Origin of the sequence: Rhizobium sp. L1K21 (assembly GCF_024055895.1) — a bacterium.
Taxonomy (GTDB): Bacteria; Pseudomonadota; Alphaproteobacteria; order Rhizobiales; family Rhizobiaceae; genus Ensifer_A.
In genome coordinates, this window is record NZ_JAMXLE010000003.1 from 384,606 (window position 1) to 397,667 (window position 13,062).

Genomic DNA, 13,062 nt, shown 5'->3' on the forward strand with positions numbered 1-13,062 from the left:
GAAACACCAATCCCGGAAATCCGGATAATACTAGAGGAGGTAAACAATGAAACTCAAGACTCTCGCTTTGGCGCTTGCCGCCACAGTTGCCTTTTCGGCGTCAGCAATGGCTGCTGAATACGGTTCACACACATTCAAGGTGTCCAACGGTGCTGGTCCAGACCATCCCGTGGCCGCTGGCGTTGACGGAATGTCTGCATGCCTGGAGGCTGGCTCCGATGGCGCAATGAAATTGCGCGGTTTCTATTCCGGCCAACTTGGTGATGATGCCGAAGCCACACAGTCAGTGCGTGCAGGCTCAATCGAGATGGTGGTGACAGGCGCTGCAGCCATTGGCGGTATTGAGCCTGCAATGAGCGTTTTCGGTCTACCGTTCCTGTTTGCGAACGACAAGGAAGTCGACGCAATCATGACCGGCCCATATTTCGATTACCTGGCCGCCAAGATGCCGCAACATGACTTGATCCTTCTTTCGATCTGGGAAAACGGCTTCCGCAACGCGACCAACTCGAAGCGCCCGATTGAAAAAGTCGCTGACTTCGATGGTTTGAACTTCCGCGTGATGCAGAACAACATCTTCCTGGACACGTTCCGCCGCCTGGGGGCCAACCCGGTGCCTATGGCGTTTGGCGAAGTCTTCACCGCGCTGGAAACCGGTGCTGTTGATGGCCAGGAGAATCCGCTGCCCCTGATCGAGGCATCAAAGTTCTATGAGGTGCAGAAATACCTGACACTGACGCGCCATGCCTATTCGCCGACACCGGTTCTCATGTCCAAGTCTGTCTGGGAAGGTCTGAACGCTGACGAGCAGGCGCTTGTCATGAAATGTGCATCCGAGGGCCGCGACGCTCAGGTGGCACGCAGCCGCGCAGCCACTGAGGAAGCTGCGCAGGAATTGCAGTCGGAAGGCATGCAGATCTCTGAATTGTCTGAAGATGAAATGGCCAAACTGCGCGAAATCGTTGCTCCTGTCTATGAAACCGCAATCCCGGATATCGGACAGGAAAACTTCGACAAGCTGATGGCTGAACTCAAAGCGATCCGCGGAGAGTAAGACAGACATATCGTCCCGGCACGTCATCGTGCCGGGACGTATTCCACCCAAACGGAGTTGAAATGGTCGAACTGGCCCACCATCAAATCGCCTGCATTGAAGCGCTGAAAGCGCATTTTGCCCCCGCCGCCTGCCTGACGGGTACCGAAGTGCCAAAGCGCAATGAAGCGGATACAAGCTTTTTGCCCCCCATCGTTCCGATTGCCGTTGTCCGCCCGGATACTCCTGAAGGCGTTGCTGCGGCTGTGCGTATCTGTGCCAACCATGGTGTTTCGATCGTCCCGCAGGGCGGGCTTACCGGCCTTGCCGGCGGCGCACACCCGATAGACGGTGCTGTTGCACTGTCGCTGGAAAGATTTGCGGGTATTGAAGACATTGACCCCGCATCAGCTACGATGACTGTGCGTGCCGGTACACCGCTTGAAGTGATCCAGAAGGCTGCAGCCGACGCCGGCTTCTTTATACCGCTTGATCTCGGTGCGCGCGGCAGCTGCGTCATCGGCGGCAATCTTGGAACCAATGCCGGTGGCAATCGTGTGATCCGTTATGGCATGGCACGAGAAATGGTTTTGGGGCTCGAATACGTTCTTGCCGATGGCACGCTGGTGAGCGGCCTCAACAAGATGATCAAGAACAACGCAGGTTACGATCTCAAGCAGATCTTCATAGGTTCTGAGGGCACGCTTGGCGTGATCACACGGGCAGTGCTGAAACTCCAGCCGCAGCCGGGTGTCACCGTGGCCGCCCTTTGCGGCTTGAGCAGCTACGATGCCGTCGTCTCCCTTCTAGGAGCCGCGCGCCGCGGTCTGGGGCCGCTCATGTCCGCCTTTGAAGTGATGTGGCCGGACTATTGGAAAGAGGCGACCGAAACGGTCCCAGGGATCCGCAAGCCGATTGCCGGTGCGCATCAATTTTATGTGCTTGTCGAGGTTCAAGGTTTGTCTGAGGCTGTCGACACGCCCCGCTTCATGAGCTGGATCGAAGAACAATTTGAAGCTGGTTTGGTCGAGGACGCTGCGATTTCGCAAAGCATGGCAGATGTCGCCGATTTCTGGCGAACCCGCGATGCAGCGGGCGAATTCCAGATCGTGCTTGGTCCTCACGTCGCCTTCGATATCGGCTTGCCCGTCAAAAGCATGGATGACTTCGCGCGCGAATGCCGTAAGCGGCTTTCCGATGCTGTGCCCAATGCACTGTCGGTCTATTACGGCCATATCGGCGACGGCAACATCCATATCGTGGCGCTGCAACAAGGTGCCGCGAAACAACCGTCCGAGCAGATATCGCGGATCGTCTATGAAACCGTGCGAGAGTTTGATGGAACCGTTTCAGCAGAGCACGGGATAGGGACTGTGAAGAAGCCCTATCTTGGTTTCACGCGCTCCAAGGAAGAGTTGGCTCTTATGGCGCAGCTGAAGAAGGCACTGGACCCGAACGGCATTCTCAATCCGGGCAAAGTCTTTGACTGGCCGCAATAATAAGGACAACTGAAATGAATAGTCTGAAGCAGCGCCTTCTTGCTGGTGAGTTTGTTGCCGCGGCCTGGGTAGAACTCGGCAATGCTGATATTGCCGAGGCGATGGTCAGAGCCGGATGGTCTGTTATTGTCATTGACGGTGAACACGGAACCGGCGATCTGGAACAGTGGGTGGCTGTAGCGCGGGCAGTGGAAGCTGCGGGCGGTGAGGTTGTCTTGCGTGTTCCCCACGGCCAGCCATGGATGTTGAATCGCGTGCTTGATCGCGGCTTTCACTCCATCATCGTGCCGCGCGTCAACTCCGCCCAGGAGGCTCGTGTCATTGCCGATGCCTGCCGTTACCCGCCGCATGGAAACCGCGGCTATGCCGCACCAATCGTGCGCGCCTCCGGCTTTGGTGCTGAACCGGACTATGCGCTGGAAACCGCGCATGAAGAGACCCTGATCATGGTCCAGTGCGAGCATGTGGATGCGGTCAACAATATCGACGAACTCGCTGCCGTTAAAGGGATCGACGCTGTCTTCATCGGGCCCAATGATCTCGCCGGTTCGATCAACAGGCTGGAGCGTTTGCGGTCGCCCGAGGTTCTGGAACTGATCGAAAAGGTGGAGACTGAATGCAAGCGGCAGGGCCGCATGCTGGCGACTATTACCGGTGTGGAGAGGGGCTTTGGCGAACTCAAGGCACTCGGTTATGCCTTTGCGATCGGCATCAACGATGTCTCTCTCGTCGTAAACGGCGCACGCGCTGCAGCCAAGGATCGTGATCTTGCCATGACCGGTTCAGCAGCGCCCTGATTGAAAGGTGGATGCTGGACTGGCCGCGAGGCGGAGCGATAGCACGATCATAAATCGACGATAGGGTGAGTGATGAAACTCAAGACTTCCATTGCAACGGTCTCTATCGCTGGAGATCTCCGCGACAAGCTCAACGCAATTGCGGCAGCCGGTTTCGATGGTGTGGAGATCTTCGAAAACGACTTTCTGACCTACGATGCCTCCCCATCAGAAGTCGGGAAAATGGTTCGCGATCTTGGAATGGAGATCACGCTGTTTCAGCCTTTTCGTGACTTTGAGGGGATGCCTGAACCTTTCCGATCACGCAATTTCGAGCGGGCTGAGCGCAAATTTGAGCTGATGAAAGAGATGGGAACCGATCTCATGCTCATCTGCTCGAACGTTTCCCCGGCCTCGCTTGGCGGTATAGACCGGGCGGCTGACGATTTGCGTGAGTTGGGTGAACACGCATCAAAACATGGGCTACGTGTCGGTTTTGAGGCACTTGCCTGGGGGCGTCATATCTGGGACCACCGCGACGCCTGGGAAATTGTGCGCCGTGCCAACCATCCCAATATCGGCATTATTCTCGACAGCTTTCACACACTTGCGCGCAAGATTGACGTCAACTCGATCCGGGCGATCCCCGGCGACCGGATTTTCATTGTGCAATTGGCCGATGCCCCCGTCATCGACATGGACCTGCTTTACTGGAGCCGCCACTTCCGCAACATGCCGGGCGAAGGCGATCTCCCGGTGACCGGGTTCATGCGCGCAGTTGCCGCGACCGGGTATAATGGTCCGCTTTCGCTGGAGATCTTCAACGACCAATTCCGTGGGGGGTCGGCGACTGCCATTGCACGTGACGGGCATCGATCGCTGATTTGTCTCATGGATCAAGTCAGCCGGGCCGAAAGTGATATCGCAATTGAGGTAGCCGAAATGCCTGACCGCATTGATGTGCAGGCAGTGGCGTTCTTGGAGTTTGCTGCCAGTGAAGAAGAAGAGGCCAAGCTTTCGGCACTTCTCAAGACATTCGGATTCAATTTGGCAGGCCGGCACCGCAGCAAGGAGGCTCGACTTTACAAACAGGGTGCAATCAACATTGTCATCAACACTGAAAATCAGGGTTATGTTTCATCATACCACGCGGTCCGTGGTCTTGGTGCTTATGCAGTCGGCCTGAGGGTCGACGATGCAAGTGACGCGATTTCCAGAGCGAACGCTCTTGGCGTGAAGCTGTTCGAGCAGCCAGCCGCACCTGGCGAGGTCCAATTGAAGGGTATTGAAGGTGTTGGCGGCAGTATCATCTATTTCCTGGACGAATCCGAAGCCTTCTCAAACATCTGGGAACGGGAGTTCGTGCTTGAAAGTCCATCAGCGTCTGATGACACCGCGGGTCTCACGCACGTGGATCATATCGCCGAGACAATGGCCTATGAGGAAATGCTGACCTGGCTTTTGTTTTATACATCCATATTCAACATGAACCGTGCGCCAATGGTCGACGTCGTGGACCCGGGCGGGCTTGTGCGCAGCCAGGCCGTGCAAAATGGCGAAGGCACCCTGCGCCTGACCTTGAACGGTGCCGAAAACAGGCGCACTTTTGCAGGCAGGTTCATTGCTGAAAGCTTCGGCTCCGGATTTCAGCATCTAGCATTTGCCTCCGCTGATATTTTCAAGACCGCAAAGGCACTTGAAGAGCTTGGCTTCAAGTGCCTGAACGTGCCGGAAAATTATTACGACGATCTGGAGGCCCGTTTCGGGCTGGATCCTGATTTTGCAGATCGGTTGAGACAGCATAAAATACTCTATGACCGGGACGACAAGGGCGGAGAGTTCTTTCAGATCTACAGCACGACGCTCGGTGAAGGTTTCTTCTTTGAAATCGTCGAGCGGCGCGGCGCTTACGCAGGATACGGCGCCCTCAACGCGCCCTTCCGCATAGCTGCACAGAGAAGGGCCGAGCGGGCAACCTTGTCCTTGGATGGCAATCGTCTGCTGGGGTGATTCGGGGCTCGGCGGCCTGGAAAAACAGCTTCCGATTCCAAACACCACACCCGAGGATCACGAAGCTCTCGAGCACTCCTACTACTTTCTCAACACCTCGCTGGACGAGCCAACGCCTGAGGGCCGCTGGACGGAGGGCAAATCGCTTGATGGCCGCTCCGAGTTCACGGTCATGGAAAAGCCCGATCCACTCGGACAAAAGCCCGATCTCGGAAAGGCCCGCCCCGGCACTGGTGCCCAGAAAGCACAGATTGGGTAAAGCTCGGCTGGCCGCAGCGTCGCAGCGCCATACCCGATTGTGTGGGCTGCCTGTCTCGGTTCAATCTGGCTCAACAGATGGCTAGCAAAGAGAAGAAAAAAGTGCTCGCGGAACGGATTGCCGCGGGTTCACGGGAGTTGGCTTCCGGACGACGGAGAAAGGTTGCCGGATCAGCTGCTGCAGCATTGAGATCGGTCAAATACCTGCCGATCTCTGGAAAACGGATATGTCACAATTGTACGGTGGGAATTGCCACTCGCACCGATCGGGCGCAGGCCGATCGGAACCCGCGGCTTAAACACCCGAGCCCGATGATGGGGGCGGCGTTGTTTCAATCCCGCGCGTGATCCCGCGTGCCATGGCCGCGATGAGATCGGTTCTGGTGACGATCCCGATGATCTTGCCATATTCAAGGATGGGTACTGCATCCACCTCACCGTCGCCCATCATCGGCAGCAGGACGTGGAGCGGCGTGGTTGCGATCGCTCGCGGGACCGTCACGCTCATGATATCACCAGCCATCACGGGCTTGTCGCGGTTACGGTCCACCAGCCTTTTCAACGCTGAAACAAAGCCCCGGTCGAGACGCAGGGCATCTTCCCTGGCGCGGCTGATCAGATGCATCTGGAAGATAACACCGAGAAATTTGGAGCCGTCGCCGATGACTGGCAAGGAGGTGAACCTGTGTCGCTTGAACAAGTCTGCGACCTCGCCCAATGACGTGTCAGCCTTCACCGCAATCAGGTTTCTGGACATGATGTCCGAAGCTGTCAGAGGACCGGTGCGATGTGTTGCAGCCTGAAGCTCGGCAGCGCCGATCAACCTGGCAAGGTCTTCGACGCCAAGGTTGAATGACTGACGGTAGCGTTCAAGAATGTTCGTCAGTTCCGCCTCTGAAAGCCCAAGCCGCTCCAGCGGTTCAGCGTCTTTGGTGCCATGGTGGTTCGGATCGTCGAATTGGCGCAATGGATAGTGGCGGCCCGTCAATTTTGCGTAGGCAATTGCGACAATCACAAGGGCGGCTGTTCCAACGGCAACTGGTGTCAGTGCAAACCAAAAGCCCAGATGTTGAATGGCGTCGGGGCTCATTGCAGCGGTCATCGCCACAGCGCCGGCCGGTGGATGAACGGCGCGAAGAACAATCGTTGCTGAAATCGCAAGTCCCACCGAAAGAGCAATCCGCAGAACCGGATCACTCACGAACATGCAAACGGCCACACCGACCAATGCGGCAACGGTGTTTCCGACAATGGCCGACCACGGCTGCGCAAGCGGGCTGTTGGGGACTGCAAACAGGAGAACGGAGGTGGCTCCGAACGGTGCAACGAGATAAAGGCCCAACCGCAGATCAACACTTGGAGACAGCACAAACAATCCGGTCAGACCCAGACCAACAAGAGCGCCCAAGCCAGCGCGCATAGCCTCCGACAATGATGTACGCGCAACAGCTGGACCAAACGAGCGCAAGAGATGCAAGATCTTCTCCCTTTTAAAGCTTGCGCAAAGTTCCAGCATTTTGTGAAAAGTCAAGTCAGTTGACACCCGAAGGAAAGGTTCAGAGGTGCTCTGTTTCTCCAGAGCGTTTTTGACAAACTTCAATAAAAGCAGGATGCCTGGAAATTGACCCGATAACCGCCTTTCAGCGCCAGTATCTCTCGCGCTTCGTCGGGGGAGGCGATTTCGTGGCCGAGTTCTTCGATTACCCGCCGGACTTTGACCACCTGCTGTGCGTTGCGTTCGGCCAGTCTGCCGCGGGCAATAAACAAACTGCCTTCAAGACCGACAGCCAACCTTGCTAATCAGCAAGATAAGCTCTGACCCAAGCGCGGCTAACAGCGGCATAGGGGGCCTTGGGGTCTATCATTTCGGAGAAACGAGTTTTAACCTCGTTAGTGTAAAATAAAATCTTCCTTTGGATCGCCGCATTGAAATCGATCTGGACCTGCAGATCGCGGCCAGCCATCGCGGAGACCGATTTCTTCTTCTTGGTGAGCGCTTTGTTTCGCTCGGCAATCTCCAACGAGAGTTCCGTCAGTCCAATCGAAATCTCCAGCAACAATTCCAGATCGCGCAACACACGCGTTCGGGCCTGCACCAGCCCAAGGCGATTGAGCCCATAGACCTGGATGGAAATCGCCCCTTTGGCGCTAACCTCAGCTTTATTTGCAGCATCGCGGATTGCGTCCGCCTCCCCTGCCGCATCGGCAGGCGGCAGAAAGGCCCCGCCGGCGGCGCTTTGCATCTTCGCCCCCACAAGGCTGATCTGGTGTTCGCGGCTCACCACGAAAACGAGGTGATCCTCCGGGTTGTCGCGCGTTGGGTCGAGCAGCAGCGCTTTCTCGGCAATCAGCTCTGGTTCTGTGCCCGGCGGTAAAGCGCAGCGCACGCCATCATCAGCCAGCGGAAACGCACAGGCCTTGCCAGTGGCCAGCTGCTTGGCACGGTTCAGATCACCGTCGCGTGTCAGCTTCACCAGATCTAGCCGGTCGGCTTTCGGGGTTCGCTGGTTTCGCCGCCGGTTGCAATCAATGCAGCTTGGCAGAAGGTTGGTCCACTCCATGGCAAGCCACCAATAACCCGGGTGCACATCGTCACCCTCCACCTTTCCCTTGGGACGAAAATGCTCCACATCCACCGGCTGGATGGAAGAATATGAGCTTTCGCAATAGGCGCATTTGCCATGGAAGAGTTTTTCCAGCGCCTCCTTCACCTCCGCCGATTTATAGCGGCTGAATTCGAAGGTCTTGTCCTTGTCGGGGCCGTTCATATGTTCGCTCGCCCGCTCAAGCTCCGTCTTTCCGTCGCTTTTGAAGGGCTCGGAGAGGACGGCAGGCGGCGGCACTTTTGAACGGTCGACGCGGATCATTCCAGCAACTCCTGCAGGAAGGTCTTCACCTGCGCCTTGGCTTGATCACGCAGCGTCTTGGTTCCCTCGGTGCCGGTCTTGCGCCGTGCGGCCAGATATTCAGCCACCGCCTCCTGCACCAGCCGGGTTACCTCCGTGCGGCCATAGGGCAACGCATCACCAATCTGGCGGCGGAAATCCCCCAGAATTTCACGGTCGCCCTGATCCAGATTTCCCGCATCCTCCCGCGCCAGAATTTTGGCCACACGCGCAAAGGCCAATTCCGTCTTTCGGTCGTCGGTTGAAAAGAGCTGGAACATATCGGAGGTCAGCAACTGCTCCACCGTGAGTGCACCGATATTGCCGAAATCGGCCACGCGCTCCACCACTTCCGGCAGATCGCCATCTGCCACGCCTCCCTCGTTCTGGTAGCGATTGAGCATCATCACTTCGCCGGGGAACATGCCGCGCACGCAGAGCGGATCATGGCTGGTGAAAAGAAAGGTTGCGCCAGGCAGCGCGCGGCGAAGACCGGAAACGATCTGCAATTTCCAGCGCGGATGCAGATGCGCCTCGATCTCGTCGATCAGCACGATCGCCTTGGCATTGCGTGCGGTGTGCGGGCCAACCCCCTCCACCGCCATCAGCTTTTCAAATACATCGCAGACGACGGCCAGCACCGCCTTGTAGCCGGAGGAGGCAACATCAAGCCGCTGAAACAGCGAGCGGCTGGAGCCATCGGCCAGCTGCCGCACGATCTTGATGAGGCAGATGTCCTTCTGCTCCTCCTCATCCCACCTGACTTCAATATGCTCAAACCGGCCATCGATCTGGATGATATGGCGCAGCGCCGACACCACCTCGTTCAGCGCATCAGGCCGCTCGCGGCTCAACCGGGCGAGCCAGCTTTCCGGGTTTGAAATCTGCTTATCGTCGCTGAAAAGTGTGTCGACGTGGCGAAGTTCGTCCTCGCGGTGCGCCTTGCCATAAAGCCGGTGCGCGCCATAGGCGAAGAGATAGGGCCGCGCCTCAAGGTTCCCCTCCCCGCTCGCCGACTGGCGAATGCCTTCCTGATCAATGTCCAGCGTGAAGCGCTTGCCGCCATCAAATGTTAGCTCCACATGACTCTGGCGCGGCGCGCGATCTCTCAACTTGCCGACCTCCGCACCCATATATTCCGGATTGGTCGTCAAACGCCCAGGCTTCAGCTGCAGCCCGTCGCGCAACTCCGCCGGCAGACAGGCCAGCGCGATTGCCTCCAGAATGCTGCTTTTGCCGGTCGAGTTCTCGCCCAATATCATCACCGCCGGCGCATCCGGCACCTCGGTCAACTCCTCCAGCATCGTTGCATTGCGCTGCGCATCACTCAACACAGCCGGCAGGTCGAATTCGATGCTTTCCAGCGATTTGAAATTGGCGACCTTGATATTGGTGAGGCGGGGGTGGTTGATGGCATATGGGCCGGTGGTGAAGGAGATTGGCGGCGGTGGCTCAGCGGCAAACGTGGAAACAATGGGCCGGCGACCTTCAGGCATGGGCCCATCGAAATTTTCCAGCGCCTCATTCAACGCTGTCTCGAATTTTTCTTCTTGGCACCATTTCAGAAAAGTATCGACAATGCCTTCAGGCGATTTCGAATAGCGGTCAGAGAAGTGGTCTTCCATGCGCTCAGCCAGTTGCACCATGAAGAGATAACGAGCACTCCCAAACGGCTTTCGTTCAAGCCCCACCAGATAGTCCTGAACCGTGATGCCTTTGCGGAAAAGCGAAATTTGATGCCGAATGGCCTTGGCCCGTTGGTCCACCAATTCCGGTCGGTTTAGCTTGAACTGATTGATTGTCTCTGGGGCTCTGCCGGTAAGCGCATTCAATTCACCAGCAAGATTGATGCTGAGAGCTTCGTAGGATTGAGAAAGCTCGCCGGGGTAGTATAGAACAGTCCTTTCATCCAGCTTCAGTCCAACGCCGAACGGATCGATGAAAGAGGTGCTTGAAACATCAAAGGTCGCACGGCGACCGCGCACCCGAAAGTAGGACTTGTCGGTCGGCAAGCATCCCTGGCAAATCGGAAACAGGTTCTCCCAATTGAAAGCCAGCCAGAGATAGGAATATTTGTCCTCTGGCCCCTTGGCCGGGGTTGCATGCGCGGGTGGACGAAACCGATAGGGCCGCAGATCTGTTGTCGGTGTATCGCAAAACGGACACTTGCCATAGGAAAGCACCGAAAGCGCCTCAAGCACGTCAGGTTCAAACGTGTATTTCCAAACCGGTGGTACATCGGTTTGCAAACGCTCCTTCTCCCGCAGCCTCAAGTAAGACAGCACCTCGCCCTGGATGCTCTCCAATCTTTTGTCGGACAGCGATTTCGGCCTGAGCGCCATCCGCCTTTCATGGTCAAAAAATAACATCCCCCTACCCCCTCAGTCGCTGTTGCTGCTGCTCTGCGGCACGCGGTCAGCGTCGGCGATCAGGCGGATGCGGGCATCGGCCTTTGGCACAGCCTTGCCGTTTTGAATGCCCCGTTTTTCGTTGCGCGCAGTTTCAGCTTCGCGGCCCATTTCCACCAGTTTTTCGACAAAGGGTTTCAGCTCGTTCTTTCGCCATGTCTTGGTATTCGACGCGTAGGCCGTTGGAACGTAAGCGGTGAGAATTTCCGGCAATTGCATATCAGCGAATTTCCCGCCAGGTGCTGATTTGTCGTAATTCCTCGAAAGCGCGATCAGCTCGTCTTCCATCACAGTCATGAAAGAGAGGACGCGTCGCCAGCGGTGTTCGTTGAAGTTGAAATCCTCCACCAGCTTCTCGCCCGCCTCTTTGCCAAGGTCGACCAGTCGCTGCACCGTCTTGTCGTCCATGTTGAGGTTCATGCCGCCTTCCTTGTCGTTCAGGCGAATTTCGACAATGCGCTCGGCATAGCCGGGCAGCTTGGTCTGCAGCGTATCCTGCCAGTCCTTTGCCGTGTTCACGATGGACATGAGGAAGCCCAATATGCCCTTCGGCGGGCGCACGGCGAGCGCGCGGCTGTCCGCCCTCGCCTTCTCCGGCAGATCGACGAATTTATCGCCATGTCGCTCCACGCTGTATTCGGCAAGCGTGATGCCGAGCGTCGGCCGGCCCGGCAAAAATGCATCGAAGAAGTGGATCGGGAAATTGGACGATATGCCGCCATCGGAAAAGACGCATTTGCGGATCTTGTAGGACTTGTCGATCACACCATCCTTGCCCTTGATCTCATCATCAAAGCGGTAAAGCGGCACGGCCTGAATGAGCGCCGGGAAACTGAGCGACATGCGAGCAACCAGAAGCACCGGCATCTCGTCACCCACCGGCAATTTATAGAGATCGTCCGGCAGGCCATAGCCTGAAAAGGGCCTGCGATTTTCCTCGCGCGCCAGATAATCAACCACGCGTTTGGGGAGCAGCTTTTCGAATTCGCACTTGCTGAAATAGTGAATCTCGGTCTGAAACGGCAGTTGATAGGGTCGGCCGGAAGATAGATCAGTGGTCATCGCCGCAATGGTAATGCCATGCGCTTTCAGGTCGCCGACGGTCAGCGGCCTTTCAGCCGGTTTTCCGCCGCTCGTGAGGCCGGCAATGCTGTCGATCTTCTCCGCCATCCAGTCCGTCAGCGCAGGCTTCGAAAAACCGGGTTGCTGCGTTCCGGGGCAAAGGCCGAAATTGTTCTTTTCGGGCAATTCGACGTTCAGGAGCTGGTAAAGCTTTGCGCCGATCAGCCCCGCCGCCACAAGAAGTCCGACCACGAGCCCAAGAACAGCCAGCCAGGCACTGCAAATGAGGATACCCGCGACAACGCCGACGAGCGCAACAATGCCGCCTACCAACCATGATCCGCGGAAGACACTGAAACTCGCCCTCACCAATGCGGTGAGCTTATTGCCCTTGGCCTCAAGCGCGGCGATCATCAGATCATAGATCGGCTTCAGCTCGGGAACCGGTTGAAAGAACGTACCGAGCTCGGAGGCAAGATCACCAGCGAGATCCTGGATGTCAGTGAAGCCATCCATACTCATCTTGTCGGCACTTTGCTGGCGGCGATATTCGGCAGCGGCCGCCATCACGGCTGCAATGGCGCCAGCAGAGGTGCCCCCGATATTGCGCAGCCGATAGCGCCCCGCAACCTTTGCAACGGCATGAGGGTAGACCACCCCCGATGTGATGCCGCCCTTCATCACCAGATCGCATTCTTCCATGCCGCGCCCTCCCTGATCCATCCGCTTCAGCTTCGTGAATGGGATTGTAACCGCGAAGGAATAGCTTTTGACCGGCTGGCCTGCGCGCGATCCAAAACCGTATCCGAAAACCTATTTCCGGTTTCCGGCCGAACATACAAACTGAAAGCATTCTGATATTACGCAGGATAGGCAGACTATCGAGGATTTGACAAATAAAATTTTGAGTTGCACATAAAGATTTATGCTCATCTGAGATTGACTGACAGGTCTATATATCCGCTAGACTGGATTTTATTGTTGTTTTTCGGGGATGATGAGTCAGCTGGTCAATCGCGCTGGACAAACTGTAAATCGCATTACTGTCCGATATTTAACAGCATTGATGACAGAACCGAACGGACGGCCCGATGTCACAAACGCGCTGTCGATAACAATTCAACTGGCGGC

Annotated in this window: 9 protein-coding genes and 1 pseudogene; 5 read left to right on the plus strand and 5 right to left on the minus strand. The window is 56.7% G+C overall.

All coding sequences use genetic code 11. From position 1 onward, the window contains the following. Nucleotides 1-46 precede the first annotated feature (46 nt). The 5 genes from NHF56_RS16845 to NHF56_RS16865 all read left to right on the plus strand — a co-directional run bounded on the left by NHF56_RS16845 (nt 47) and on the right by NHF56_RS16865 (nt 5,577). Entirely contained in the window at nt 47-1,054 is a 1,008-nt protein-coding gene (locus NHF56_RS16845) for a DctP family TRAP transporter solute-binding subunit (RefSeq protein ID WP_252806678.1), read from the plus strand. 62 nt (nt 1,055-1,116) lie between these two features. Continuing rightward, on the plus strand, nt 1,117-2,532 hold the full coding sequence (locus NHF56_RS16850) for an FAD-binding oxidoreductase (RefSeq protein WP_252806680.1): 1,416 nt from the start codon (nt 1,117-1,119) through the stop codon (nt 2,530-2,532). A gap of 14 nt (nt 2,533-2,546) precedes the next feature. Further along, nucleotides 2,547-3,329 carry an HpcH/HpaI aldolase/citrate lyase family protein gene (locus NHF56_RS16855; RefSeq protein WP_252806681.1) on the plus strand — a complete coding sequence of 261 codons (783 nt, stop codon included), beginning with the start codon at nt 2,547-2,549 and terminating at the stop codon, nt 3,327-3,329. Nucleotides 3,330-3,401: 72 nt separating this feature from the next. Next, entirely contained in the window at nt 3,402-5,318 is a 1,917-nt protein-coding gene (locus tag NHF56_RS16860) for a bifunctional sugar phosphate isomerase/epimerase/4-hydroxyphenylpyruvate dioxygenase family protein (protein ID WP_252806683.1), read from the plus strand. Next, a complete protein-coding gene (locus NHF56_RS16865) occupies nt 5,296-5,577 on the plus strand; it encodes a manganese catalase family protein (RefSeq protein ID WP_252806685.1) in 282 nt (93 codons plus the stop codon). Before NHF56_RS16860 ends, NHF56_RS16865 begins: the two co-directional genes overlap by 23 nt. Nucleotides 5,578-5,871: 294 nt before the next feature. Here the strand turns inward: NHF56_RS16865 and NHF56_RS16870 are convergent, their stop codons facing one another. The 5 genes and pseudogenes from NHF56_RS16870 to NHF56_RS16890 form a co-directional block, all read right to left on the minus strand. Continuing rightward, nucleotides 5,872-6,996, minus strand: a complete 1,125-nt coding sequence (locus NHF56_RS16870) for an HPP family protein (protein WP_252806686.1) — start codon at nt 6,994-6,996, stop codon at nt 5,872-5,874. A gap of 176 nt (nt 6,997-7,172) precedes the next feature. Continuing rightward, a pseudogene (locus NHF56_RS16875) lies at nt 7,173-7,361 on the minus strand (3-keto-5-aminohexanoate cleavage protein); the annotation flags it as partial. Between the two features lie 11 nt (nt 7,362-7,372). After that, nucleotides 7,373-8,443 (minus strand): hypothetical protein, encoded by a 1,071-nt coding sequence (locus NHF56_RS16880; protein ID WP_252806688.1) that lies wholly within the window; start codon nt 8,441-8,443, stop codon nt 7,373-7,375. After that, the gene (locus tag NHF56_RS16885) at nt 8,440-10,830 is read right to left on the minus strand and encodes an AAA family ATPase (protein WP_252806691.1); all 2,391 of its coding nucleotides are present in this window, start codon (nt 10,828-10,830) and stop codon (nt 8,440-8,442) included. The genes NHF56_RS16880 and NHF56_RS16885 overlap by 4 nt, the downstream gene beginning before the upstream one ends. A gap of 12 nt (nt 10,831-10,842) precedes the next feature. Beyond that, a complete protein-coding gene (locus tag NHF56_RS16890; RefSeq protein WP_252806693.1) occupies nt 10,843-12,633 on the minus strand; it encodes a patatin-like phospholipase family protein in 1,791 nt (596 codons plus the stop codon). Nucleotides 12,634-13,062 lie beyond the last annotated feature (429 nt).